This window comes from Paenibacillus sp. OAE614, from assembly GCF_040546645.1.
In the GTDB taxonomy this organism is placed as follows: domain Bacteria; phylum Bacillota; class Bacilli; order Paenibacillales; family Paenibacillaceae; genus Paenibacillus_AQ; species Paenibacillus_AQ favisporus.
Genome location: NZ_JBEPOD010000001.1, coordinates 245,907 through 271,176, shown reverse-complemented (window position 1 = coordinate 271,176; position 25,270 = coordinate 245,907). Strand labels below are relative to the sequence as shown.

The window sequence follows — 25,270 nt, the reverse complement described above, 5'->3', positions numbered from 1 at the left end:
TTCCGAATATTCAAATGGATAAGCAAAGTATATTGATTTCCTCCGGGGTTGTCAAATGCCAGGGTTTACCGGCTTTTCACAAGCAGCTCCACGGCTTCCTTCACCATTTTTCCGGTGTCCATATTCCCGGCCTCCTGCTCCGCCAAGATGCACTGCTGCAGGTTCTCCGCGACGATCTGGGCGATCGCCTTATCCGAGGCGTTGCGCACGGCGGACAATTGGGAGACGACCTCCTTGCACGATTTTCCTTCATCCATGAGGCGCAGCACGCCCCGGATCTGCCCTTCGATGCGGCGCAGACGTGTTTTCATTTCATCCGTGTAATTGTAATCCATGTCAGGATCCCACCTTTTCTAACGATATACCGGTATGGGTATATTATAGAGCAAAAAAAACAAAACTACACTGGTACGGATCCCGCTGCCGCACTGAAATTTATTCCACCCGATCTTCCTCACAGCAGGGACGCCCATATTTTCACAGCCGTGAAAGCGATCAACACCACCAGCGCGTACCGCAAAAATGTCACGTTCATCCTGGAGCTGATTCTCGATCCGAGCGGAGCCCCGATCAGGCTGCCAAGGACGGTAAAGACGGTCGGTCCGAGCGGAATGCCTCCGCCCGCGATTTTGCCGATGACCCCGCCGACCGCCGAAATCAGCACAATGGCCAGCGAGGAAGCGATCGTCGTCCGGGTGGGAATGCGCAGCACCGTCAGCATGATAGGAATCAGTATAAACGATCCGCCCGCACCCACGATGCCGGAAACAGCACCGACCAGAAAGGCCGCAATGACGGCTACGGTTTTGTTAAACGTTAGCGGTTCAGACCGGCCCTCCGTTCCCCGGTTCGGAATGAGCATGAGGACGACGGCGAGTACCGCCAATATGCCGTAAATCACGTTGATAACCGTCCCGTCCATCGCTCCGGAGACCAGTCCTCCAAGCAGGCTGCCGGCCAGAATGCCTCCCCCCATATACATGACGAGGCCTTTGTGGACCGTCCCTCCTTTCGGATCGGGCTTCGACCGGTACGCCAGCACGCCCGACAGTGAAGAGAAGAAAATCTGGAACATACTGATCGCGGAAACCTCGTGCGCGGAGAACGACGGCAATCCCAGCATGGGCGGAACATACAGCAGCAGGGGGAAATTGATGATCGCTCCACCGATGCCGAGCAGTCCGGAGAAGAACGATCCGACGAGCCCCAGCAGCAGCATGACAGCGTACAGCATCATATCCGCCATGGTATCCTCCCTCCTTTCTCCTCACTAAGCATCCTTAATGAAAACAGGCTGTCGCGCATTTCGCGCGCCGGTTACTTGTCATGAACCGCACAGCGGTTCGGCCCGATCTCCATCTCGCGCTGCTCCTCTTCGGTCGGATGGATTTTGCCCATGTTTGCCTGCCGGATCTCCTGATAGGCATGGGGCTGCGGCGGAAGATTATCCGTAACGGTGCGCCGGAACGTTGCCTCGTCCGGAATGTTCAGCCCCGGATTGTGACGGAACAGGTCCGCCAGCCGGGCCATGACCTTCCCGTCCTCACCAAGCTCGGAGATTTTACCGAAATGCGCCGGCAGCACGATCATGTCCTCGGACAGCCCTTTATACCGGCTGTACAGCGTGCTCCGCAGGTCGTCCACCCAATCCTCCGCCTGGCCCGCTAGGTCTGGACGGCCGATAGATTCGACGAATAAAATATCGCCGGTCAGCAGATACTTCCCGTCGATGATCAGCGACGTGCTTCCAATCGTATGCCCCGGGGAATACACCGGCTCGATGGCAATGGTGGTGCTTCCCACCTTAATCTCCCGGCCTTCCTCCAGGCGCTCATAGGAAAAGTTAACTTCCTCCGCATCTTTCGGCGGCAGCCAGTAGGCCGCTCCGGTGCGTTCGGCTAACGCTTTTCCGCCGGAAATGTGGTCGGCATGCAGATGCGTGTCCAGCGTATGCTTGATCACCGCCCCCTGTTCGCCTGCAAAGCTTTCCAAGATGCCCGTCATGCGCGGCGTATCGATAACGGCAGCTTCGCCGCCGGAGACCACCATATAAGACAGGCAGCCTTTGCCGATCCGCACGAACTGATACAGCGCGCCCCCGCCGTCCAATTCGGCGATCTGGACCGGTTCCAAATGCTCGCTCCAGGATTTCATGCCGCCTTCCAGGTAGGACACGCCGGTTCTGCCTGCTTCAGCCAGCTGTTCAGCGACGAATTGGGAGGATCCCTCCTTGGCACACACGACGAGGACGTCTTTACCTTCAGGCAGCCGGGCAAGGGCGTCATCAACACCGTCCAGCAGATCGAAGTACGGGATGTTGATAATCTCGATCTTCTCCCCTTCGATCTTCCAGTCGTTAAAGTCACTCTCATTGCGCACGTCCAAAATCAACAATTCTTCCTTGGCCAGAATCCGCCGTGTCAGCTCCTTGGCCGTCATGACGCCCGGATTCGTATTCACTGAAGCTGTCATATCAAAGATTCCTCCTTGTCAGAAAGATAAGGTGACGTTGGCATCCTTGGCAAAGTCGAGAAAGGTCACCGCTCCCCCGACTTCAATTCCGTCGATAAAGTCATCCTTCGTCAAATTCATGACGTCCATCGTCATTTGGCAGCCGATCATCCGGACGCCAAGCTCCTGCGCCATCGCGACAAGTTCCGGAATGCCCGGAACGTTAGCCTTCTGGAACCCTTCGGCGAAATGCTCGCGTCCGGCCGGCAGCGGCAGCTGCTGGTGGGCCTGCTTGTGAATCAGATTCAAGCCTTCGAAAGTAAAGAAGATGGCTACCTCCGCCTCGGTGGCTGCAGCCGCCGTGGCAATGTTAAACACTTTATAGGCATCGAACAGTCCGCCGTTGCTGGCAATAATCGCTACTTTTGTACTCATCGATCATACCTCCGTAAAATATTGAATTTGGTTTTTGGTTTTATTGATTTTCAATCGGTCCCGTCCATGCGGACATGCCGGGCACGACGTTGCTTACATGCTGAAATCCATGCTCGGCAAGAAGCTGACATGCCAGATCGCTGCGCGATCCTGTGCGGCATACCACATGAATGCTGTCTTCAGGATCCAACTCCGAAAGGCGATCCTCCAGGTCCCCCAGCGGAATGGATACCGCCCCGGGTATGTGGCCAAACGCATATTCAGCCGGCTCCCGCACGTCCAGAACAACCAAGTCCATGCTCGCTGCGAGCTTGCTTTGAAGCTCTTCATTGGTAGCGATGTGCGGGTAATTCGCCGCTTCCTTCAGCTCTTCCGGCCGGGATTTGCGCAGGTAATGCTTCAGCACCTCCCCGTCTTCGAGCGTCCCCAGGTACTGGTGGCCCGTATTTTTGGCCCAGCCCTGCATATCCGCCAAAGACCCCCGGTCTGTGGCCAACACCTCGATGACCTGCCCCGCTTCAAGCTGATCCATCGCTTTTTTGGTTCGGACGATAGGCATCGGGCAGGACAAACCTTTGCAGTCCAACGTGACATTTGCCGATATTTCCGCCATGCTTGTAAACCTCCCTTATAAAGTAAGATCCGGATGTGTGTTGCTCATTGATCGAGGTATTATACGTATACCCCTATGGGTATAATTCTAGGATGAAAGCAGCGAATTGTCAAACCGCCAAATCATGGAATATTAAAAAAAGCCTCCTGCAGGATGACCCCTGCTGGAAGCTTGTTTATCTTTTCATTGTTGTCCTTAGACATCAGCATATGAATCGCCAAAGGAACTGGAGATTCGGGTATCCGTGTTAAACAGGGAACTTCGGTTCTTCTGGTTCTTTTGGTTCTTCTGATTCTTCTCGTTTTTCCGCCGCTCGCCCGGCTGATCCCTCCTCCCGGTACCGTTTTGGCGTCACACCGGTCATTTTTTTAAATACCCTGTTGAAGTAACTCTGATCGTTAAAGTTCAACCATGAGCAGATGTCCGAAACCTTGTATTTCGTCAGCATCAGCAGCTTTTTCGCCTCGTCAATTCTTTCGAGCTGGATATATTCACTGATGGAGACACCTACTTTTTTCTTGAACAGGCTGGATAAGTAGTTGGGACTCAAATAGGTCAGCTTCGCCAGCTGCTCGAGTGTAATGTCGTCGTAGAGGTGGTCGGAAATATAGTGCTGGCAGGCTGTAATCGTTGAGGAATACCGCTGCTCCTTAACTTTGGACACCCGTTTCGTAAACGCAAACACCGCCTCGGTCATCACCTTGGATATCGCCTGCAGGCTTTCCTGCTCCTCCAGCTGCTGAATATAGTAATCGCTCAGCGTAAAGGCCGTCTCCTCGTTCAGCCCGCCTTCGATCGCCGCCCGGCAGATCAAGGCCACGCCGGTGATCATCAGGTTTTTCTCGCTGCGGATCCGGCTGCGCCTGGACAGCTTGCCCAGCTCGTCTTCGCCGATCAGTGAATAACGGACGACGTCCTGGACTTTATCGGTGCGTCCCTTGCGGACATAATCCAGCAGCACCCGCTCATGCGAAAGGTTGGTATGGGAAATCAGGTTCATCCGTTCCCGCGAAATCTCCAGATCCGGCGCATGCGGCGGCTGATTCTCCGGTGGCTGCTCGCCGCTGGTCTCAACGATCTGTGCCGGGTCCAACCGTTCCTGGTAGAACAGGCTGTAAACCAACAGGCTCATGGAACGAAAGCGTTCCGGGCCAATAACGGGCAGGGATTGGTAAAACTCAATCAGCACCCGGACATTTGAAAATTCGTGCATCAGCTCCGTGATGTAATCGATTTGCGTTTCGTCCAGCCCGGCGTCGAGACAGGGTCCAACCACGATTTGTCCCAAGGCTGCATCGTCATGCTGCAGAACGATTCGAAAAAAATGCAGCCTGTTGATGGAAAAAAAGGCCGGAATCTTCTTCAGTCCGCCGTTTACCGCATGTTCCCTGACTTGCTCCTGAAGCGGAACATAATACGGGCTCTGACGGATGCTCGCAGCCGGACTTTCATATTCAAATTGCCCGCGGGTGTTGACATAAAATACAGACACGCCATGGGCCTCATGCAGATGGTGGCACACGTATTTAATTTCTTCCAATGCGAACCGCATGACGCTCCCCCTTTTGCCGGCATAAATGATAACGGTTTCTTTACATTAAAATAATACAATTAAGCGTAGAAGAGTACAATAATTGCCGATCAAACCCTCGTACAATGGTCAATGAACAGATCAAGATCAACGATTAGGGGGAATTTACGATGGAACTGGAAAATAAAATCGTGCTGGTCACCGGCGCCGGAAGCGGCATCGGCAGAGCCAGCAGTTTAAAGATGGCCGCCAATGGGGCCAAAGTTGTGCTGGTCGATTTTAACCGCGAAACCGGCGAAGAAACGCTGCGGATGGTTCAGGACGAGGGCGGCGAAGGCATTTTCGTTCAGGCGGACGTATCCAAGAGCGAAGACGTGCAGCGCTACGTCAATGCCGCCGTGGACACCTATGGCCGGATCGATGCCTTTTTCAACAATGCCGGCATCATTCAGAAGTTTTCACTGCTGGCCGACGTGGAAGAAGCGGAATTCGACCGTCTCGTTGCCGTTAACATGAAGGGTGCCTTCCTGGGGCTGAAATATGTACTCAAAGTGATGGAGAAGCAGGGCAGCGGCTCGATCATCAATACGGCGTCGACCGCCGGCATCCGCAGCGAGCACAGCGTGTCCGTATACTCTGCAACCAAGCATGCGGTGATCGGATTGACGAAGTCGGCAGCCATGGAATACGTGAAAAAGGGCATCCGGGTCAACGCCATCTGCCCTGGCGGCGTGCAGACCTCGCTGACCCAAAGCGTGGAAGAACAGTTCAAAGCGGGCGGCTATATGCCGGAAGAAGTCAGCAACATGCGGATCGGCCGCTACGCGCAGCCGGAGGAATTAGCCGAAATGGTCTCCTTCCTGGCCTCCGACCGGTCAAGCTACATGGTTGGCTCCATAGTCCTTGTGGACGGCGGCCTGACACTGTAAGCTGCTTAGCTTACGACAAAGACCCTCTCTGGAATCAGAGAGGGTTTTTCTCATTCTCAAATACTGAACACACCTGCCAAACACAGCAGTCCACCGAAGATCATAAGAATCATGCCGACAAAGCGAAGGTACCATCGCCGATCTTCACTCAGCTCCGCATCCCAATCCTCGCCGAATCTTCGAAACCACCACGATTCCGGCTTTTTTCTGGCAAACCAGCCAATCGCAGCAAGCACGATTCCCATGATCAGCACCGGCATATGTATCGACTCCTTTATGGATAAACGGGATCACGCAGCCGTCGTTCCGGGATAAGCAAGTCAACTGAGCAATTTGATAAGTAACCGAGGGAGATACAGCAGCACATCCAAAAGCCAGGTGGATCTATCCGCATAACGTTCGACTTGATTGTACCTCATATTTTTCATAGGGCCACTCCTTTTAAATCAATGGCTGCCTGCTTACGGAGCAAACGACACATGCCGGATGATGTAACGCACTACAAAGAAACTGATGATAAACAGTGCCGCCAACCCGAGCAGGAAAAAAATCAGGATCTTATCCCCTAAGGAAAAACGCTTCATTGGTTCCACCTCGCAATTTTCCCTTAATTATACAGGAAAGTGGGCTGTATGTTAATTTTTGTTGCAATAAACGGCTGGGTGAAAATAACATAGCTGAATCCTATATAAAGGAAAAGGCCCCCACCTTTGGGAACCTTTAATGGATATCAGACGCCAGTTCTATATTATAAGAATGACCCTCGTTTTACCGATGCTGCTCCCGAATCGCCCGTACGATCCGATCCGCCCGTTGATCTTCTTTGTATGAATGAACCACAAGCATCGCATGAATGACGCCCGGAATGTAGCCGATGCACGTAAGAATGATACTTAAGATGAACTGTCCCAATTTACCGCAGCTCAGAACGGCCAGCGGCGGAAGAAAGCATAATAAATAACGCATTGGCGTTAACCTCATTTCTGTTCGAATGATCTATAATACGCCGCCGCGGTATCTTCGTTTCATTTTGTGCCGCACTCATTTTTGGGGTAATAAAAAGAAAACGGAGATGAAGTAAGGAGGACATGACATGTGCGGACGGTTTACATTGGCGGTTGAAGAAGAGGATCTCGTTCACCCATTTGACATCGATGATGTCCAGTATGAAATAACTCCACGGTATAATATAGCCCCGACCCAAACGGTTGCCGGCGTTCGAAGCGATCACGCAAAGCGGATATTGCAGGGGTTTCACTGGGGTCTGCTGCCGTTCTGGGCCAAGACGAAAAAGATGGCCTACCATACGTTTAATGCCCGTGCGGAGTCGATTGACAGCAAGCCGGCATTTCGGTCAGCTTTTCCTGAGAAACGAATGGCTGTGTTGGCAGACGGATTCTACGAGTGGACTCATGAAGGCGAGCATAAGCAGCCCTACCGGTTCCGGGTTAAATCGAGAAACGTGTTTGCTTTTGCCGGCCTGTACGATGATTGGAAAAGCCCGGAGGGCGAGCTGATCACGAGCTGCACCATCATAACGACAAAGCCGAATTCCCTTACGAAGAAGGTCCACGACCGCATGCCCGTTATTCTTGGTGAGGAAGAGCTGAACATCTGGCTGGATCCCGGCGTGTCCGATAAGGACTTGCTGCAGGGGCTGCTGCGGCCTTACGAGGCAGAGGACATGTACTCCTATCCCGTGTCGAGATCGGTCGGAAACGTGCGGAATGAAGGTGAAGAATTGATCGAGAAAATCGCCCTGAATTCCAAATAAAAATGCAAAGAGGACCTCCGGTTCATCCGTCAGTCCTCTTCCAACTTAAGAAACAACAAACTGAACGACAATTGGGGTACCGGGGTCTAACACATCTCCTCCAGGAATGGTAAGCGTCGTTGTTGTAACCGTAGAGACGTCTGCTGTCTGCATCAAACCATTCAAATAAAGGTTATAGTAGTTAAACGTACCCGGAAATGCCGTAGCAGCCACTCCCGCGTCATTAGTGAAGGCCGTTGCGGCTATGGCAAAGGTCGCTCCGGTTCCGGTACCTGCACCAATGGTCGAAGTGAATCTCACGCTGTTCTGATACGGGGTTACGATAGGCATATTCTCTCCTCCCTTCTTGGTTGAGGAACATATAGATTTTCAAACCAAAATCTTTGAAAACCATCTGAGCCTCTACCCTATTAAATGCAAGAAGGATAGAATTGGCTTGGGGGAAAATACGAAAAAGTGCTAGACTGTAATATTCGCCGTTAACTGCACCGTTTCCAAAACAATGGGAGTCCCCGCATATATCGTCGTGTTTTGCGGTGGAAAATATAGTTCCGACGGATTGATGCTGTACGAATTCCCCGGCTGGATGATCCCGTTGATATAGAGGTTGCTGAAACTATTGGGACCAAGCGTCGAAAAATCGGCAACCGCATTACCTTCATCATTCGTGAATTGGGTCGCCGCAACCGCAGCCGACGCCGTTAAATCCAGATCGGCCTCCGGCTCATAAAAATAACGAGCGGCCGTCGGCAGCACAGCTACTCCTGGTATAACGACGGGTCCAGGAGGGCCCTGCGGACCCTCGGGTCCTTCTGGGCCAGCCGGCCCTTGAATGCCCGGTGCTCCTGGTGCCCCCTGCATTCCTTGAGCTCCTTGGGGACCAGGGCCACCCGGTTGCCCGGGGAGACCCTGTATGCCTTGAGGCCCCTCAGGTCCGCGGAGGCCTGCCGTCCCCGAAGGACCCTGTACCCCTTGTATGCCTTGCGGTCCGGGAATCCCGGGCAGTCCTGCCGTGCCATCCGTCCCCCGTTCCCCTTGAGGGCCGTGAATGCCCTGCATCCCGGTCAATAGGGCCAGCTCTGCTTTGATTTGTGCCTTGGCTTCCTCGATTGCTGCTTGTAAGACATGATGATCAATCCAAGTTCGGATCTTCCGTTTTCTGCTATGGCTCCCCATTTTACAAACGACGGTCTTTTTGATTCTTTTAGCGCCGATGCGTTTTATTTTTTTCATTACATATGTGCGCTTTGTTTTTCCTCCTTTTCCCATTCACGGCACCCTCCCCTTAAAAAATTAGGAATATGTGTATATGACATATGTATATGTCCAATGCACATCATGGGAGTGGACTATTCGCTATCTTCGGTGTTACCGGGATGAAGGTTGGAGAATTAGGCGTAATGAGAAAAACTGGTGGCATCCATGCAAATCGTTGTCCGTTCGGGTACAATAAAACCAAACGACCTATGGAGGCTGCAACGATGAATATGGAAGAGGAACCAAAGCAACAGGCGATTCCCGCCGAAGACGACCAAGGCAATTTCAAGCTGCTCGACACCCAGCGCATCCTCTCAATCACGTCCGAAATCGAAGGCGACGAGGACAGCGCGGCGATTTTCCATTACGACGACGGCAAAAAGTACAAATACGTGCACAGCGAGAAAGCCATGAAACAGTTCGGGGAGTGGATTCAAAAAGGGGAAGGTTAAAGGTTAAACGCTAAAGTTGAAGATCTAAAAGCTGCCGCTAGGCAGCTTCTTTTTATAGGCTTACAGCTATAAAAGAGATGACCCCAGTATCGTACGGGAGTCATCTTTTTTAAATCTATTGGTATCGTGGATGGTAATAATCCTGAATATTTGTGCCCCATCAATGCTGCAGCAAGCGGGCCCACCTGCGCCAAAAGCGCACATGTCTCGGCTGCCGCCGGTCCACGCCCTGCATCGCTTCTTCGATGAAATGCTTCTGGCTGTCCATCAGGTTGGCTTCATACGGCGAGGACAGCCGTTTGTACTGCCCGTTGCTGGACATCTGTCTTGCTTTATCATTGTCCTGCAGCATGACATCCAGATGATGAAGGATGCGCTGCTTCAGCCGAGGGTCATACACCGGGCAAGCCGTCTCGACACGGCGGGTCGTGCTGCGCGTCATTAAGTCTCCTGACGAAATGTAGATGGAGCAGTCCTCATCCGCACCGAAGCAGAAGATCCGGGAATGCTCGAGAAAACGTCCGACGATGCTGCGAACCGTAATATTTTCCGTTTTTCCCGGGACGCCTGGCAGCAGGCAGCAGATTCCGCGGATGATGAGCTGAACGGGAACCCCGGCTTCCGAAGCCTCGAACAGCTTCTGCAGAATTTCCCTGTCCGTCAAGGAATTGGACTTCATCAAAATCCGGCACGGCTCGCCTCGGCCCGCTTTCTCAATCTCCCGGTCCATGCATTCAAGCAGGGGCTGCTTGAAATGATTCGGCGCGACGAGCAGATGCCGGTACTGCCCGTCCAGATTCGAGATCGCCATATTTTTAAAGAAGGCGTCCGCGTCGCGTCCGATCTCTTCATGAGAGGTCATCATCGAAACATCCGTGTACAGCCTGGCGGTCTTTTCGTTGTAATTGCCCGTGCTGATCTGCGTAATATATTGAATTTTATTCCGGTCCTTGCGGGTAATGAGGCATATCTTGCTGTGGACCTTATAGCCCTCGACGCCATAGATGACCTGGCAGCCGGCCTCTTCCAGCCGCTCGGCCCACTCAATGTTATTTTGTTCATCGAATCTGGCCTGCAGCTCAATCAAGACAGTGACGTCCTTCCCGTTTTCGGCCGCGAGGCATAAATACTGGGTAATGATCGAGTGCTGAGCCAGCCGGTAAATCGTGATCTTGATCGACACGACATGGGGATCCTCGGCGCTTTCCTTGAGCAGCTGCAGAAAAGGCTCCATCGAATCATAGGGGTAAAAGAGCATCATATCTTCCTTCAAACACCATTCCGTTACCGTTGGGTAAGCCTGCATATCAAGAAGATTGTTGGCTCTGAAAGGAGGATACGTGCACTTCATTTCCAAATGCTTCGGCATGCGCTGGATCAATTCGAACGGATAATTCAGCACGATCGGTGCCACGCTGTTGAACACTTGTTTGCGGCTCAACTGCAGCTTGTCGCACAACAATTGCCCGACGCGTTTGGGAAGCTGTCCTTCGACCTCTAATCGGACCGGTGCCAGGCGTGCCCGTTTCTTAAGCGTCTTCTTCATCAGCTGCCGGATATCGTCATCGTCGTCGTATTCCAGATGTTCGTCATCCAGCGCAATGTCGGCGTTCCGGGTAACGGCAACCAACTGGGTGCTGCTCAATTTGTACATATTGAACAGCTGCTTGGCATATCCAAGGATGACGTGGCTCGTCAATATGTACCGAAAGGAGTCCCCAGGCAATTGGATGAAGTCCGGAAAAGACGGTGAGACCGGGATAATGCCAAGCGTTTGGTTTTTGTCCTCGAAACTGCACATCACGTACTGCTGCTTGTTCATCAGATGCGGAAACGGATGATGCGAATCGACCACAATCGGCGACAGGACCGGGAAAATATGCTCTACATAATAGTCCTCAATGAACTTTTTCTCCTGCTTGCTGAGGTCATCCATGCCGACACGGTAAATCTGATAGTTCTCCAAAGCTTGTTCGATCTGGGCAAAAATAGCGTTTCGCTTCTCATAATAAGGCTCAGTGGCATCAAAAATGTAATTCAGCTGCTCCTGGGCCGTCCACCCGGTTTTGTTATCCCGATGCTCTTCCTTCATACCGGCCAAATCGGTTAAACTGCCGACCCGAATCATATAGAACTCATCCAAATTGCTGGTGAAGATGGAAACGAACTTCAGACGCTCGAACAGTGGAACCCGCTCGTCCATCGCTTCTTCAAGCACGCGCTCATTAAACCTAAGCCAGGATAGCTCCCGGTTCTGCATATAAGAGGTTTGTGTTTTCAATGGCGTGGAGGCTGTCATTTCTCTTCACTTCCTTTGGTTAAGCGATCATATAAAAACCCTTCACGAACCCCGAAACGGCTGATATGCACCACTTCGCTTTGAAAAAAACGGGCGATTTCGTTAAGCAAAATCATCCCTGGGATCAGGGTGTGAATCCGATCCGGTGTCTTCACCAAAATGGGAGCGATATGCTTTTTCTTGTGATTTTTAAAACGCCGAATCATCCCTTGCAGCTCTTCGATGCTCATCTGGTTGGCATGGTCCGTTTCGCCAAGAACACCCTTCAATTTGAAGGATGCGCGGATCGTGCCGCCCACGCCGCAGATCGGCAAGGGACCCAGTTCCGGGATGGACATGGCCTGTAGATGCTTTTGCACCAGTTCCGCAATCGCTTGACGCTCTTTCTCGGACGGAATAATTTTCTCGACGCATTTCTCATAGGCATTCAAGCATCCGATAGGCAGGCTATCGCTGTAACAAATCTCTTTATTTTGAAAAACGGCAATTTCAGAGCTCCCGCCGCCGATGTCGACGAGTACGCCCTCCTCCAGCTCTACGCTGTGCATAGCTCCCACATAGCTGAGCCTGGCCTCTTCATCGCCCGAAATCACCTCCACCTCAATGCCGGCGCTTTCGCGGATCGCATCGACCACCTGCCGGGTATTGGCGATATTGCGGATGGCAGCCGTTGCAAACACATGAATACTGTCCGGTATAACGGGCAGCTGCTTCAGCATGCTCATATAGTCGTTCAGGGTCTGGCAGACAACCCGTATGCCGGCATCACTCATGCGCTTCTTGTCGATATAATGGACAAGCCCGGCCATAGTCTTGCGATGAAACAACACCTGTGTATCCTGACCTTCGTATTGGTATACGGTCAAACGGATCGTATTTGATCCGACGTCGACAATTGCAGCAATCAACCTGTTCACCACACCTTAAATCTACATTTTCTCTCATATATTAATCTCGAAATGTTATCGCAATGTAAAATCAGGAAGATGTCCTAGAAATAGCCGCAAATTGGGTCGAAAAAGGCGATATAAGGCATACAAAAAAGGCTCCCTCTCGGGAGCCTTCTCTTTACTGCTATAGCAGGCTTTGGAAGCCTTTTATTACATCATTCCACCCATGCCGCCCATGCCGCCCATGTCTGGAGCAGCAGCCTTCTCAGGCTCTGGCTTGTCGGCGATTACGGCTTCTGTTGTCAGGAACATAGCCGCAACGGAAGCTGCGTTTTGCAGTGCAGAACGCGTTACTTTCGCAGGGTCAACGATACCTGCTTCGAACATGTTCACCCACTCGTCCGTAGCCGCGTTGTAGCCGATGCCCACTTTTTCTTTCTTCAAGCGGTCCACGATAACGGAACCTTCTTGACCAGCGTTGGCAGCGATCGTGCGGATTGGCTCTTCGAGAGCGCGCAGAACGATGTTCACGCCTGTTCTCTCGTCGCCATCAACCTCAACGGCAGCTACCGCATGGTATACGTTCACAAGGGCTGTACCGCCACCGGATACGATACCTTCTTCAACCGCAGCGCGGGTTGCGTTCAGGGCGTCTTCGATGCGCAGTTTGCGCTCTTTCAGTTCGGTTTCGGTTGCAGCACCGACTTTGATAACCGCTACACCGCCGGCCAGTTTAGCCAGACGCTCTTGCAGTTTCTCTTTGTCGAACTCGGAAGTCGTTTCTTCCAGCTGCGAACGGATTTGGGAGATACGAGCGTTGATGTCGCTCTTCTCGCCGCTTCCGTCAACGATGGTTGTGTTTTCTTTCGTTACGCGCACTTGACGGGCGTTACCCAGTTGCTCGATGGATGTGCTCTTCAGATCCAGGCCGAGCTTCTCGGTGATCACTTGGCCGCCAGTCAGGGCAGCGATATCCTGCAGCATCGCTTCACGACGGTCGCCGAAGCCAGGAGCTTTAACGGCTACCGCGTTGAACGTTCCACGCAGTTTGTTCACGATCAGCATCGCTTGAGCTTCGCCTTCGATGTCTTCGGCGATGATCACAAGCGGTCTGGCTTGTTGAACGATTTTTTCAAGCAGCGGCAGGATTTCCTGCGTGTTGCTGATTTTCTTGTCAGTGATCAGGATGTATGGATTTTCAAGCACAGCTTCCATTTTGTCCGTGTCCGTGATCATGTATGGAGAAATGTAGCCGCGGTCGAACTGCATACCTTCCACGACTTCAAGCTCTGTAGCGAATCCGCGGGATTCTTCAACGGTGATTACGCCGTCTTTGCCCACTTTTTCCATAGCTTCGGCGATCAGTTGGCCCACTTCTTCGTCAGCTGCGGAAATGGAAGCGACTTGAGCGATTTCTTGTTTCCCTTTAACTTCGTTTGCGATGTTCTTCAGCTCGGCAACTGCCGCTTTAACCGCTTTGTCGATCCCTTTGCGGACAACCATTGGGTTAGCGCCTGCAGTTACGTTCTTCAGACCTTCGCGGATCATGGCTTGAGCCAGAACCGTAGCGGTCGTCGTACCGTCACCGGCTACATCGTTGGTTTTGGTTGCTACTTCTTTAACGAGCTGAGCGCCCATGTTTTCAAAAGCGTCTTCCAGTTCGATTTCTTTAGCGATCGTCACACCGTCATTAGTAATGAGCGGGCTGCCGAATTTTTTCTCCAGAACGACGTTGCGGCCTTTAGGCCCGAGCGTCACTTTTACAGCGTTAGCCAAAGCGTCTACACCACGCAGCATGGAGCGGCGTGCGTCTTCACTGAAACGGATATCTTTTGCCATGTTGATAAAAACCTCCCATAAATGATATAGATGTTGCTCATATGTTCAGGCTCTTCGCCGAAAATTCAATCCTCGCCGGATCAAAAAGTCGCTTAGCCTACGATTGCATGTATGTCGCTTTCTTTCATAATCAAATATTCTTTACCTTCATATTTGATTTCTGTTCCGGCATATTTGGAGAACAACACACGGTCGCCTTCTTTGACTTCCAAAGGAACGCGTGCCCCGTCTTTAACGGCTCCGCTGCCAACAGCGATAATTTTGCCTTCTTGCGGCTTTTCCTTGGCGGAGTCCGGAAGGACAATCCCGAACGAAGTTGTTTCCTCTTGTTGGATTGGTTCTACCAAAACGCGGTCACCCAAAGGTTTGATCATGAAAAATAGCCTCCTTATTTAGTATGTTGTGCTGCGGTTAAAGTCTGGTTGACGATACTTGTTAGCACTCGACAACGTTCAGTGCTAACAACCACTTTTATGATACTCAACTTGGGAACAGATTTCAAGTCCTCTTTGAAGCATTTTTCTAAGAACTTCACACTTTTCATAGCACCCCCGCCGAACCCGTCCCATCCTGCACCGGACAAGCCTGTCACAGGCCTCCGCAGCGAATAAGACACCCTCCATCATTGTATCCACCGGAATCCGAAATATGCCGTTTTCCGTGATTTCTGAAAAAGAAATGCCCGTTTTCGAAGAAAAGAAAAAAGCATCCTTTTTCCGTCCAGAAAAAGAATGCCTGTGTCCTCTTATTGCGGTTCGGCCGGGAACCGGTATCTTGCCTCTACTGCCGCATCCGCAGCCAGCTGCTTACGGTACACGACGGAGGATAAAAACACGCTGAACTCATACAGCACGAGCAGCGGAATCGTCACGAGAAAATCCGAGATGAAATCCGGCGGCGTAATGACGATCGCGATAAATACGAGAGCAAAATAGGCGACCTTCCGCATTTTCCGCAGCCGCAGCGGGTTCAGGATCCGCAGCTTGGTCAGAAACATGACGATGATCGGCAGCTCGAACAGCAGCGCCACCGGTACGACCAGCGTAAACAAAAAGCTGAAGTATTGGGAGATGCCGTACGTCTCCTTCAGTCCCATGGACTTGGTCACCTGGGTCGTAAAGCCCAGCGCCATCGGGAATACAACGTAATAGCCGAAGGCAAGTCCGGCCAGAAACAGCAGAAATACGTAAGGCACATAGCGAAGCGCGGCCTTGCGTTCCACTTCGCGGAGCCCCGGGCTGACGAAGGCCCACAGCTGGTACGCCGTAAACGGAATCGTCGCCACAAGCGATACAATCATGGCGATCTTCATGTACATGCCGATCCCGTCCCAGAAGGAAAATGCGTGCAGCTCGAAATCCTTCGCCGAGTCGACGCTGATCAGGTACTGGTAGATGGGATTGGCGCAGACCAGGCCGACCACAAGCCCGAGCACGAGCACGACCAGGACGTAAATGATCCGTTTGCGCAGCTCGCCCAAATGCTCGACGATCGACATTTCTTCCTGTTTTTCCACGATGAGGTCACCTTCCTTCGCTTTAAGCCTTCCGGACAAAACAAAATCCCTCCCCGCAAGGAAGGGATGGATATAGACTGCCTGGATTTCTCCCCGAAATCACTCCGGCAGGCGCTTATCTTGGGCAGCGCTGCTCTGCACAGGTGCAGGCTGCTGCGTTTCACTTGCGGCCAGCGGCTTAGGCTCGCTCTTGCGCGGTGCCTGATCGTCTTCGCCGATGATATCGCGGGCACCGTCCTTGAACTCGCGGAATGTGCGGCCGACGGCCCGTCCGAGTTCAGGGAGCTTGTTGGGTCCAAACAGCAGCAATGCCAAAATGACCAGCAAAATAATGCCTGGCACACCGATTCCACTCAGCATATGGTATTCTCCTCTCTGTACTTTACTCTTAACCAAAATCCGGATATGTAACACACCGTGTCCGAGTAAAGCAGATCATTGATGGATGTTTGCATGTCGATTGGGCTTGTTCACAGCAATGACATAAAATTGCCACATCGCCATCATACCATATCACGGATCATTACAATATCAAATAAGTGTGACAATTTTGAAAAAAGTCAGGTAAATGCTGGATTATTGGCGGTATTGCCCGGTCACCATCAGCAGCGCTTCCGGCAGCTGGTCCATAATGGCCGCCAAGTGCTCGTGCACGCCCTTGGGCGAGCCCGGCAGGTTGACGATCAGCGTCCGTCCGCGGATGCCGACAATGCCGCGGAACAGCATCGCCGCGCGGTTCTTCTGCATGACGGTCGCCCGCATGGCCTCCGCGATGCCCGGCACTTCCCGCTCGATGACCCGGCGGGTGGCCTCCGGCGTTACGTCCCGGATCGCCAGCTCCGTACCTCCGGTCGTGAGCACCAGGTCCGCCTGGAAATAATCGGTTAACTCAATGAGCGACGCGATAATATCATCCTGCTCGTCGGGAACGATGCGGTATTCCACGATCTCCCCGCCCAATTCCTCCTCCACCAGCTCCCGGATGACCTGTGCGCTCGTATCTTCACGTTCACCTCGGGCTCCCTTATCGCTTGCCGTCAGGATCGCTGTTCTCCACACCATAAGATCACCCCTCCTCCTTTAACCCTAAGTTCTTATCCTTGTGAACCGTCTGATCCGAGCAGGTCCTTCTTCGACTATACTCAAGCTTCGCGGCTGTAGTCGCCGCTCTTGCCCCCGGTCTTGGATTCCAGCCGGGTCGGACCGATGACCATATCCTTCTGCAGCGCCTTGCACATGTCGTAGACCGTCAGAGCAGCAGCCGATACGGCGGTCAGCGCCTCCATTTCGACACCGGTCTTGCCCGTAGTCTTCACAGTTCCTTCTATATAAAGTTCATCATTTCCGTTATCGCTGAAATGAATATCAATGCCTGTCAGCGGCAGCGGGTGGCACATCGGAATGATATCCGACGTTTTCTTCGCCGCCATGACGCCGGCAACGGAAGCGACGGCGAGCACGTCTCCTTTGCCGATCCGCCCTTCCTTGATCCGCGCCAGCGTTTCTGGCGCCATCGTGACCGTCGTGCGGGCCACCGCCGTACGCGAGGTGACGTCCTTCTCCGATACGTCTACCATTTTGGCCCGGCCTTGTTCGTTAAAATGCGTCAGATCCATCGTCAGCCCCCTTGTTCATCGTGTATATCCCTTGGTCGGTTATGAGGACCTGAAGACGGGCGTCGTTCTCGTCCATGGGGACGCGGTCCACTACCTGCGGCGCAAAACCAATCCCGGCCCACACAGGCATGGTACCGTCCCCGGCCGCAGCGCTCCATCGTTCGTAAAGCCTGTCGTAGTAACCCGCACCGTACCCGAGTCTTCCACCTTCGTGATCGAAAGCGAGTCCGGGCACCAGCACCGCATCCGGCAGCATTCCGTCCCGCTCGGCCTGCACCCGCTCGGGGTCCGGCTCCAGGATGCCGTACGCGCCGGCCTGAAGCTCGTCCCACCGCCGCAGCCGGTGAATCGTCATGGAATGATCCCCTGGATGGCAGCGCGGGACGTACACATCTTCGCCCCGAAGCCAGGCCCGCTCGATCAGCGGCCGCGTGTCCAGCTCGCTGCGGAACGGAACGTACACCATCACGCTCCGGCATCCAGCCGCTTCCATCCACGCCGATGCATGACGGCAGGCCTGATCGGAAGCGCGTCTCCGCTCCTCTTCCGGCAGACCATCCCGCATCTGCCGCATGGCAAAGCGAAGACGCGCCTTCTCTTCTTTCATCCAAGCCGCCCCCTGTGGCATCCAACGACGCTTTCGATTTTCAGTCCTGCATCCGTTGATTTGCTCTTATCTTACCACTGTTGCTTCTCTTTCGCCAAGATTGTCCCGAAGTCCTGCACTGCAAGTCGCGCATTCTCAGTATTTCATGTAAACTGATCTTATTAAGATGATAGATGGAGGTTGCAACGTCACATGCTTCTTCAAGCGAGCGGAATCAAAAAATTATTCGGCATCACTCCCGTGCTGGAAGGCATCAACCTGCAGGTTCAGGAGAGGGAACGTATCGGCCTCGTCGGCGTCAACGGCGCGGGCAAGTCGACCCTTCTGCAAATTTTGGCAGGGGAAATGTCCTATGACGGCGGGCAAATTTATAAATCGAAGGAAACGACAATCGGGTATCTCGCCCAGAACAGCGGGCTGCAATCCGACCGTACCATTTGGGAAGAAATGCTGGATGTGTTCACCCCTTTAATTGAGACGGAAAAAGAGCTCCGGGTGATGGAGCAGCAGATTGCCGATCCGGCGGTCATGGATAATCCGAAGAAATACCAGGATCTGCTGGACCGTTATGCTTCCCGTTCGGACTGGTTCAAGGACCACGGAGGCTACGAAATGGAAACGCGGATCCGCAGCGTGCTGCACGGCATGGGCTTTGGCAGCTTTGCGCCGGAGACCCCGATCGCCACGCTCAGCGGCGGGCAGAAAACGCGGCTTGCACTGGCGCGCATCCTGCTGCAGGCCCCGGACCTGCTCATGCTCGACGAGCCGACCAACCACCTGGACATTGCGACGCTGACCTGGCTCGAGGATTATTTGCGCGCGTATTCCGGATCGCTGCTGGTCGTATCCCATGACCGGTATTTTCTGGACCGCCTTGTGACGACCATCGTCGAGATCGAGCGGCATCAATCCAAGCGGTATACGGGCAATTACAGCCGGTATATGGAGCTCAAGGCGGCCGAGTACGAATCCCAAATGAAGATGTATGAAAAGCAGCAGGACGAGATCGCCAAGATGGAAGCTTTTATCCAGCGCAACATCGTCCGCGCGTCGACCACCAAGCGGGCCCAGAGCCGGCGCAAAGCCCTCGAGAAAATGGACCGGATGGACAAGCCGCTCGGTGATTTGAAGAAGGCACACTTCTCCTTCGAGGTCGAGTACATGTCCGGCAAGGAAGTGCTGCAGGTGCGGGACTTGTCCGTGTCATTCCAGCCGCCGAAGGCGCTGTTTAAGGACGTATCCTTCGACTTGCGGCGCGGGGAAACGGTCGCGCTCATCGGGCCGAACGGGATCGGCAAATCGACCCTGCTCAAGTGCCTGATCGGAACCAGCCAGCCGCAGACCGGCGCGATCCACTGGGGGACCAAGGTCAAAATCGGGTATTACGACCAGGAGCAGACCAACCTTAATCCTTCCAATACCGTGCTCGAGGAGCTTTGGAGCGCCTACCCGCACATGGAGGAAGCCCGGATTCGCACCGTGCTCGGCAACTTCCTGTTCAGCGGTGAGGACGTGCTCAAGAAAATCGCTGCGCTCAGCGGCGGCGAGAAGGCTAGGGTATCGCTGGCCAAGCTGATGCTGCTGGAAGCCAATATGCTTATACTGGACGAGCCGACCAACCATCTGGACCTCTTCAGCAAGGAAGTGCTGGAGTCGGCCCTGATCGATTACGAAGGCACCCTGCTGTTTATTTCGCACGACCGGTACTTCCTGAACAAAATGGCCGAACGCATTATTGAGCTTCATCCCGAAGGGACCGAGCATTACCTCGGCAACTATGACGACTATGTAGCGAAAAAGCAGGAGCTGGAGGAGCTCAGCCAAGAAGCGCTTGAGCAGGCAGGCGGAGCCGCTGGCAAGAACAGCCCGCCCAAGCCGGAGGCATCAAACGATAACGGCGATAAATCCGGCGTATCTTCGTTCGAGGCCGACAAACAGGCCAAGCGCGAGGAGCGGAACCGGCAGCGCAGGCTCGCCGCGCTGGAGGAGCAGATCCAGAGCCTGGAAGAAGAAATTTCGGAACTTGACGCGGAAATGGCCAAGCCGGAGGTCTACCAGGACTACGTCGCCCTGCAGGAGCAGCAGCAGCAGCAGGAGGAAAAGAAAAACCAGCTGGAAACGATTTATGCCGAATGGGAAACATTGGCCGCGGAGTAAGCCGATTTTCAGCAAATGGAGCCGGCGGAAGCTCCAATGTTCGAACTTTTGTCAAATTTACAAAAAAAGTTTTGATGTTAAGATTCCACTTATTCACAGCCTTATCCCCAAAAAAAGTGCATAACTTCCAACAAAGGATGGCCTTAAGGGCCATTTTTTGTTGAGAAAATGCGCCTCTTTGTAAAATATCCATCTTTATCCACCAAATTATCCACATTATCCACAGTTCCCACAGGAAACCTGTGAAAAACCTATCCCCTATTTTCACCCCCTTATAAACCAGCGATTTCATTAAGAAACAGGTGGTTGTGCACAATTTCGGTGGAATATGTGGATAACCTTGTCCACATCTTGACAAGGACCAGGTCCTAAGATATAGCCCCAAAATAGGTCCTTGGCCTGCCGATTCGCCGATTCTTCCGACAAGAATGACAGGAGCCTTCGACGGCATAACGGCTTTTTCGTCCCCTATCGTCGGACAACAACCGCCATAACCGCCAAGTGTGCAAAACAGCCTGCCGTCTCATCAACGAGACAACAGGCTGTTCAAATTCACGAGGTCTATGTTTGCTGATTTCCCTCCGGCTCAGGCCGGATCTCATGATCGGGAAAACATACGGCCAGCTTTCAAGCGCGCACGGACCATTCCTCCAGCGAAAATTGCGGCATCGCCCGCAGGTCCAAACCGGCGAACTGCTGCTCCTTCCATTTCAAATAAGCAGCGGCACCGATCATCGCCGCATTATCCGTGCAGTATTTGAACGGCGGGATAATCAGCTCGATGCCTTCCTGCTCGCACTGGCGGGACAGCTCTGCCCGCAGGCCCTTGTTCGCCGCCACGCCCCCGCACAGCAGCAGCTGCTTCGCATCGTAAGACTTCACCGCGCGGATCGACTTCGTGACGAGCACTTCCACGACAGATTCCTGGAAGCCGCGCGCAATCGCGCCTTCTGCGGCAGGCTCCCCGCGCATCTTGCGCTGGTTCACCACGTTCAGCACCGCCGACTTCAAGCCGCTGAAGCTGAAATCGTAGCTGTCCGGCTCAAGCCAGACGCGCGGAAGCGGAACGGCCTCTTCGGATTCCAGCGCCAGACGGTCCACGTGCGGACCGCCCGGATACGGAAAGCCGAGCGCCCGCGCCACTTTGTCGTATGCCTCGCCGACCGCGTCATCCCTCGTGCGCCCGATGACTTCGAAGTGGCCCTCTTTTTCCAGGTAGACCAGCTCCGTATGCCCGCCGGAAGTCACCAGCGCCATACACGGGTACTTCAGGTCGGCCACCAGGTTGTTGGCGTAAATATGGCCGGCAATATGATGCGTGCCGATGAGCGGCTTCGAGAGCGCAAACGCCAGACTGGTCGCTGCGACGACGCCCACAAGCAAAGCCCCGACGAGGCCGGGGCCTTGGGTGACGGCAATGGCCGACAAGTCCTGCAGGGTGATGCCCGCGGCCTGCACCGCTTCCTGAAGCATCAGCGTAATATTCTCGACATGCTTGCGGGAAGCGACCTCCGGCACGACGCCGCCGAACGCCTTGTGGGTTTCGATCTGGCTGGCGATCAGGTTGCTGAGCACCTCTTTGCCGTCTTTGACCACAGCGGCGGACGTTTCGTCACAGCTCGTTTCCACCGCCAGAATATAGCATGGTTGTGATTGTATGTTGGCTTGATTCATTTGTGTACTTTCCTTCCTAGCCGCGGGCGTTCTGACTGCGGTCCGGAAACAGCTCGGCCCACATGATCATCGCGTCCTCCTGGTTGTCCGAATAATACCCTTTTCGGAGTCCGGCCGGCTCGAATCCCATTTTCATATATAAATTTTGCGCCACCCGGTTGGAGACCCGGACTTCGAGTGTCATCCGTTTCATGCCAAGCTGCGAGGCTGTCTTCATCAGTTCAAGCAGCAGGCGCTCTCCCCATTTGCGGCCGCGGTAAGGGGACAAAACGGCAATATTCGTCACATGCGCTTCGTCAATGACCGTCCACATCCCCGCATATCCGACAGGTTCCCCGTTCCATTCCATCATCATATAACGCGCAAAATGATTATGCGTCAGCTCATTCCGGAACGCTTCCTCCGTCCAGGGCAGAGTGAATGCGTCATGCTCGATCACCATCACGGCGGGTATATCCTCTAATGTCATCGGACGGAAAGTTAATCCTTCCGCGTCCTGTTTGATCTCCTGCTCCATGATTGTCAAAAGACTCCCTTCACGGCTTGCGCAGGAGCTTTTCAGCTTCGGCAAGCTGCGTATAGTTTGGCACCAGGGCGTGCAGCTCATCCCGCTCTCCCCGGAGGAGGCGGTCCGCACCAAGCTTTCCTACCGGCTCCCCTTTCATATCGCAGGAAGTCAGATGAAGCCGGTCTCCCAGCATGGAATGCAGCCGCTGCGCCGATTCCTGATGATTGCCGATCTCGCCGACAAAATGGACGGCAGCCGGCCATTCTTCCTCCGGCATGGACAAGAGGAGCTGCTCCAGCTCCTCCACCCACGGCTGCATCAGCCGGATGGCATCGTCCTTCTTCCGCTGCGGGATGCCCGCCTGCCCGGCCGCAAACAAGGCCGTATACGCCTGGCCTCTTCTGGCGTCCACGAGCGGAATAACCCAGCTCGTTCCGCCTGGGGCCCGTGAGTCCGGGCCGGCCATCAGTCCGCTCCAGGCCAGCGCATGCAGGCTGGAAATGCCGGCGACCGGCACGTTCCAGGCCCAGGCCAGCGTCTTGGCGGCCGTGACGGCAATCCGGGTTCCGGTATAAGAACCCGGGCCAACGCCCACGGCAACGCCGTCGACTTGGGATGCTTCCACACCGGCTTCCCGGAGGCCTTTCTGGATCAAAGGCAGCAGATGCACCGAATGATTCCGCTCGCCTGAAGCCTCGATTGTGTGGAGCACGCGGTCGTTCTCCATGACCGCCAGCGCCAGGCAGGCCGTCGAGGTGTCAAGCGCCAAAAACCGCCGCAGCGGCTGTGAATTCTCGTTATTCATGTTGATACGACTCCATTTCTGTTCAAACTGCCGACCCATTCTTCATAAGGCTGTCCATACCCCCGGACCGTAATGCTTCGCTCCGTGAGGCCGGCAGTCTCGATGTAGATATGCAAATGCCGGTCCGGCAGCAGTTCTTCGATGATTTGCGACCATTCGACCAGGCTGACGCCGTTTCCGAAGAAGTACTCGTCCAGTCCCAGATCCTCGGCCTCCTCCAGAGACACTCGGTAGACATCCATATGATAAAAGGGCAGACGCCCTTCGTATTCCTTAATAATGGTGAATGTGGGGCTGTTCACAACATCCTGCACCCCAAAATGCCTGGCGAATGCCTGCGAAAAGGCAGTCTTTCCCGCCCCCAGATCGCCGTCCAGGCCGATCACGGTCCCCGGCTCCGCTACGCCTGCCAGCCACGCGGCCAGCGCCTCCGTATCCTCGGGGCTGCGGGAGGAATAGATGAACGGTTTCCCGTTATGATTGCTTTCCACGATGGGATTCCACCTTCTCCTTCCAAATCCTTGAATGCAACTTGCCCTTAATTATATCGGTCAACCCTGACACCCGCAAGGACTGGGGGCCGTGTGTTCCGTTCAGCCTTGTCCCTAATCCTCAAGGATGGTCAGCTGCGGCCACTGCCGCTTCCAGTTTTTCGAACGTACCCGGCTGATATAGTAGGCTCTATCCTCAAACCGGGGACTTCTGCGTACCACGAGGCCGAACAGATCGTCCAGCCCGTAAGGGGCCAAGATCTCCAGCCTGTTCCCGGAATTCAGGCGTGCGCCGACTGCGGTCGCCGTCTCCGGCCACCAGCTGACTGCGTCCTCCGAGGAACGGTAAGGCGGATTGCCGTTGCGGATATGCATGCGCGCCTGATTTTTAACAGACCATTTATCAATCCCGGTTTGTTCGATCAGCCTTTGTTCCAGCAGCCATTCGCGTTCCTCCGACAGATCTCCCGGATCATAGAAAATAACGTCAATATCGGTATGGGCCGCCTGGTTCGTAAATCCGTGCAGCCGGTCCCATACCGTCCCCCTGACGTACCCGGCCGCGATGTAGCACTGCGGAAGCCCCAACTCCCGTACCCGTTCCAGATCTTTCATTAAAAGATCATTTTCCAGGATATACTGCCGTAAACGTTCTTCGTAGGACATACGCATCCTCCAATTCCTTTGGCGGCTCATCCGCTGTGTTCCTTCATTATATCACGGAATCACAGAAGTACCGTTGGGGGAGAACAGCGACCTGCGGACTCCCGCGGCTTCCTGCCAACGAGCAAAGCCCCTGTGCCGGAAGGGACAGGGGTTATGTTTCGCGCGTAAGGCGTGAATGATCGTATCGAAAACTATTTTCGTTTCTTTTTCCACGGCTTGATGACCGAAATGATGAATATAACCAGCGTCAGAATGATCTGGATGAAGACGAACGCATTTCTGAGACCATGGTTGCGGAGAAATCCAGGGTCTTCAAGCACCGCCGGCCCCATCGTCTCCAGCAGATAGAGATTGGCAAGCATCAGCTTATCCACGACGAAAATGCCGATGAACGTCTGCAGCAGAAACAAAATCCATTTCACGGTCAGCCAGCGTTGCCTGAAGAAGCCCCATGGCGTAAAAAAGCCGTACACAAAGGCGACCGCCAGCGTCCCCACGGCCCCCGTCCGGATCACACCGTCGCTGATGAGCACGATGACTTTATAAGATTTCAGCGTATCTTCATAGCTGCCTAACCCCAGTGCAAAGTTGACGGTCACCGAGCTCAGAATGCCGCCAAAAAACAAGGACACCAATACGATATGCACGATCTTCAGCCATTTCATGGCGGGTGCGCTCATTTTCTTCACATTTGTCTTCCTCCCTTCCCCCTGGCCCGCAGTTCCTCCAACTTTCGGATCCGGGCCATAAGTCCTATCCT

Annotated in this window: 29 protein-coding genes; 4 read left to right on the top strand and 25 right to left on the bottom strand. The window is 53.8% G+C overall.

Going from position 1 to position 25,270, the window contains the following annotated elements; genetic code table 11:
- Nucleotides 1-65: 65 nt before the first annotated feature.
- The 6 genes from ABIE48_RS01425 to ABIE48_RS01400 all read right to left on the bottom strand — a co-directional run bounded on the left by ABIE48_RS01425 (nucleotide 66) and on the right by ABIE48_RS01400 (nucleotide 5,051).
- Nucleotides 66-335: a metal-sensitive transcriptional regulator gene (locus ABIE48_RS01425; protein ID WP_152400323.1), complete on the bottom strand. Its 270-nt coding sequence runs from the start codon at nucleotides 333-335 to the stop codon at nucleotides 66-68.
- A 119-nt stretch (nucleotides 336-454) separates the two neighbouring features.
- Entirely contained in the window at nucleotides 455-1,246 is a 792-nt protein-coding gene (locus tag ABIE48_RS01420) for a sulfite exporter TauE/SafE family protein (protein WP_192716274.1), read from the bottom strand.
- A gap of 71 nt (nucleotides 1,247-1,317) precedes the next feature.
- Entirely contained in the window at nucleotides 1,318-2,472 is a 1,155-nt protein-coding gene (locus ABIE48_RS01415) for an MBL fold metallo-hydrolase (protein WP_192716273.1), read from the bottom strand.
- Between the two features lie 18 nt (nucleotides 2,473-2,490).
- On the bottom strand, nucleotides 2,491-2,886 hold the full coding sequence (locus ABIE48_RS01410; RefSeq protein WP_089549959.1) for a DsrE/DsrF/DrsH-like family protein: 396 nt from the start codon (nucleotides 2,884-2,886) through the stop codon (nucleotides 2,491-2,493).
- Nucleotides 2,887-2,926: 40 nt separating this feature from the next.
- On the bottom strand, nucleotides 2,927-3,499 hold the full coding sequence (locus ABIE48_RS01405; RefSeq protein ID WP_192716272.1) for a sulfurtransferase TusA family protein: 573 nt from the start codon (nucleotides 3,497-3,499) through the stop codon (nucleotides 2,927-2,929).
- A gap of 247 nt (nucleotides 3,500-3,746) precedes the next feature.
- On the bottom strand, nucleotides 3,747-5,051 hold the full coding sequence (locus ABIE48_RS01400; protein WP_192716271.1) for a helix-turn-helix domain-containing protein: 1,305 nt from the start codon (nucleotides 5,049-5,051) through the stop codon (nucleotides 3,747-3,749).
- A 149-nt stretch (nucleotides 5,052-5,200) separates the two neighbouring features.
- On the opposite strand from ABIE48_RS01400, the gene ABIE48_RS01395 reads away from it, so the two are divergent.
- A complete protein-coding gene (locus tag ABIE48_RS01395) occupies nucleotides 5,201-5,959 on the top strand; it encodes an SDR family NAD(P)-dependent oxidoreductase (protein ID WP_145026022.1) in 759 nt (252 codons plus the stop codon).
- Between the two features lie 56 nt (nucleotides 5,960-6,015).
- Here ABIE48_RS01395 and ABIE48_RS01390 read toward each other — a convergent pair whose 3' ends face one another.
- On the bottom strand, nucleotides 6,016-6,219 hold the full coding sequence (locus ABIE48_RS01390) for a DUF6199 family natural product biosynthesis protein (protein ID WP_192716270.1): 204 nt from the start codon (nucleotides 6,217-6,219) through the stop codon (nucleotides 6,016-6,018).
- A 508-nt stretch (nucleotides 6,220-6,727) separates the two neighbouring features.
- A complete protein-coding gene (locus ABIE48_RS01385) occupies nucleotides 6,728-6,925 on the bottom strand; it encodes a YqaE/Pmp3 family membrane protein (protein ID WP_076174899.1) in 198 nt (65 codons plus the stop codon).
- Between the two features lie 127 nt (nucleotides 6,926-7,052).
- On the opposite strand from ABIE48_RS01385, the gene ABIE48_RS01380 reads away from it, so the two are divergent.
- Complete coding sequence (locus ABIE48_RS01380) at nucleotides 7,053-7,733, top strand: SOS response-associated peptidase (protein WP_192716269.1); 681 nt, start codon at nucleotides 7,053-7,055, stop codon at nucleotides 7,731-7,733.
- Nucleotides 7,734-7,778: 45 nt separating this feature from the next.
- On the opposite strand, the gene ABIE48_RS01375 is transcribed toward ABIE48_RS01380, so the two are convergent.
- Both ABIE48_RS01375 and ABIE48_RS01370 read right to left on the bottom strand, forming a co-directional pair.
- Entirely contained in the window at nucleotides 7,779-8,063 is a 285-nt protein-coding gene (locus tag ABIE48_RS01375) for a DUF4183 domain-containing protein (RefSeq protein ID WP_145026031.1), read from the bottom strand.
- Between the two features lie 129 nt (nucleotides 8,064-8,192).
- On the bottom strand, nucleotides 8,193-8,966 hold the full coding sequence (locus ABIE48_RS01370) for a DUF4183 domain-containing protein (protein ID WP_354518154.1): 774 nt from the start codon (nucleotides 8,964-8,966) through the stop codon (nucleotides 8,193-8,195).
- A 248-nt stretch (nucleotides 8,967-9,214) separates the two neighbouring features.
- Here ABIE48_RS01370 and ABIE48_RS01365 point away from each other — a divergent pair, with 248 nt between their 5' ends.
- The gene (locus tag ABIE48_RS01365) at nucleotides 9,215-9,442 is read left to right on the top strand and encodes a hypothetical protein (RefSeq protein WP_089549950.1); all 228 of its coding nucleotides are present in this window, start codon (nucleotides 9,215-9,217) and stop codon (nucleotides 9,440-9,442) included.
- 160 nt (nucleotides 9,443-9,602) lie between these two features.
- Here ABIE48_RS01365 and ppk1 read toward each other — a convergent pair whose 3' ends face one another.
- The 9 genes from ppk1 to ABIE48_RS01320 form a co-directional block, all read right to left on the bottom strand.
- Nucleotides 9,603-11,741: a polyphosphate kinase 1 gene (gene ppk1, locus ABIE48_RS01360; RefSeq protein ID WP_192716267.1), complete on the bottom strand. Its 2,139-nt coding sequence runs from the start codon at nucleotides 11,739-11,741 to the stop codon at nucleotides 9,603-9,605.
- Nucleotides 11,738-12,649, bottom strand: a complete 912-nt coding sequence (locus tag ABIE48_RS01355; protein WP_192716266.1) for a Ppx/GppA phosphatase family protein — start codon at nucleotides 12,647-12,649, stop codon at nucleotides 11,738-11,740. Before ABIE48_RS01355 ends, ppk1 begins: the two co-directional genes overlap by 4 nt.
- Nucleotides 12,650-12,841: 192 nt before the next feature.
- A complete protein-coding gene (gene groL / locus ABIE48_RS01350; protein WP_145026042.1) occupies nucleotides 12,842-14,470 on the bottom strand; it encodes a chaperonin GroEL in 1,629 nt (542 codons plus the stop codon).
- Nucleotides 14,471-14,562: 92 nt separating this feature from the next.
- A complete protein-coding gene (groES, locus tag ABIE48_RS01345) occupies nucleotides 14,563-14,844 on the bottom strand; it encodes a co-chaperone GroES (protein ID WP_076174926.1) in 282 nt (93 codons plus the stop codon).
- Nucleotides 14,845-15,215: 371 nt separating this feature from the next.
- Nucleotides 15,216-15,989 carry a twin-arginine translocase subunit TatC gene (tatC, locus tag ABIE48_RS01340; RefSeq protein WP_192716613.1) on the bottom strand — a complete coding sequence of 258 codons (774 nt, stop codon included), beginning with the start codon at nucleotides 15,987-15,989 and terminating at the stop codon, nucleotides 15,216-15,218.
- Nucleotides 15,990-16,085: 96 nt separating this feature from the next.
- Nucleotides 16,086-16,343, bottom strand: coding sequence for a twin-arginine translocase TatA/TatE family subunit (locus tag ABIE48_RS01335; RefSeq protein ID WP_076175208.1), 258 nt, complete (start codon nucleotides 16,341-16,343; stop codon nucleotides 16,086-16,088).
- Between the two features lie 219 nt (nucleotides 16,344-16,562).
- Nucleotides 16,563-17,048: a MogA/MoaB family molybdenum cofactor biosynthesis protein gene (locus ABIE48_RS01330; RefSeq protein ID WP_076174928.1), complete on the bottom strand. Its 486-nt coding sequence runs from the start codon at nucleotides 17,046-17,048 to the stop codon at nucleotides 16,563-16,565.
- Nucleotides 17,049-17,128: 80 nt separating this feature from the next.
- Nucleotides 17,129-17,602: a cyclic pyranopterin monophosphate synthase MoaC gene (moaC, locus tag ABIE48_RS01325; protein WP_076174931.1), complete on the bottom strand. Its 474-nt coding sequence runs from the start codon at nucleotides 17,600-17,602 to the stop codon at nucleotides 17,129-17,131.
- Nucleotides 17,583-18,209, bottom strand: coding sequence for a 5-formyltetrahydrofolate cyclo-ligase (locus ABIE48_RS01320; RefSeq protein WP_354518150.1), 627 nt, complete (start codon nucleotides 18,207-18,209; stop codon nucleotides 17,583-17,585). The genes moaC and ABIE48_RS01320 overlap by 20 nt, the downstream gene beginning before the upstream one ends.
- A 192-nt stretch (nucleotides 18,210-18,401) precedes the next feature.
- Between ABIE48_RS01320 and abc-f the strand changes: the two genes are divergently transcribed.
- Nucleotides 18,402-20,366 (top strand): ribosomal protection-like ABC-F family protein, encoded by a 1,965-nt coding sequence (abc-f, locus tag ABIE48_RS01315; RefSeq protein WP_192716264.1) that lies wholly within the window; start codon nucleotides 18,402-18,404, stop codon nucleotides 20,364-20,366.
- A 627-nt stretch (nucleotides 20,367-20,993) separates the two neighbouring features.
- On the opposite strand, the gene tsaD is transcribed toward abc-f, so the two are convergent.
- The 6 genes from tsaD to ABIE48_RS01285 all read right to left on the bottom strand — a co-directional run bounded on the left by tsaD (nucleotide 20,994) and on the right by ABIE48_RS01285 (nucleotide 25,190).
- Nucleotides 20,994-22,040, bottom strand: coding sequence for a tRNA (adenosine(37)-N6)-threonylcarbamoyltransferase complex transferase subunit TsaD (tsaD, locus tag ABIE48_RS01310; RefSeq protein ID WP_192716263.1), 1,047 nt, complete (start codon nucleotides 22,038-22,040; stop codon nucleotides 20,994-20,996).
- 16 nt (nucleotides 22,041-22,056) lie between these two features.
- Nucleotides 22,057-22,557, bottom strand: coding sequence for a ribosomal protein S18-alanine N-acetyltransferase (gene rimI / locus ABIE48_RS01305; protein ID WP_089549944.1), 501 nt, complete (start codon nucleotides 22,555-22,557; stop codon nucleotides 22,057-22,059).
- Between the two features lie 19 nt (nucleotides 22,558-22,576).
- A complete protein-coding gene (gene tsaB / locus ABIE48_RS01300) occupies nucleotides 22,577-23,353 on the bottom strand; it encodes a tRNA (adenosine(37)-N6)-threonylcarbamoyltransferase complex dimerization subunit type 1 TsaB (protein WP_076174945.1) in 777 nt (258 codons plus the stop codon).
- The gene (gene tsaE, locus ABIE48_RS01295) at nucleotides 23,350-23,844 is read right to left on the bottom strand and encodes a tRNA (adenosine(37)-N6)-threonylcarbamoyltransferase complex ATPase subunit type 1 TsaE (protein WP_374954603.1); all 495 of its coding nucleotides are present in this window, start codon (nucleotides 23,842-23,844) and stop codon (nucleotides 23,350-23,352) included. Before tsaE ends, tsaB begins: the two co-directional genes overlap by 4 nt.
- 114 nt (nucleotides 23,845-23,958) lie before the next feature.
- The gene (locus ABIE48_RS01290) at nucleotides 23,959-24,510 is read right to left on the bottom strand and encodes a nucleotidyltransferase family protein (RefSeq protein ID WP_145026054.1); all 552 of its coding nucleotides are present in this window, start codon (nucleotides 24,508-24,510) and stop codon (nucleotides 23,959-23,961) included.
- A 191-nt stretch (nucleotides 24,511-24,701) separates the two neighbouring features.
- Nucleotides 24,702-25,190 carry a DUF2269 family protein gene (locus tag ABIE48_RS01285; RefSeq protein WP_260869440.1) on the bottom strand — a complete coding sequence of 163 codons (489 nt, stop codon included), beginning with the start codon at nucleotides 25,188-25,190 and terminating at the stop codon, nucleotides 24,702-24,704.
- Nucleotides 25,191-25,270: the final 80 nt, after the last annotated feature.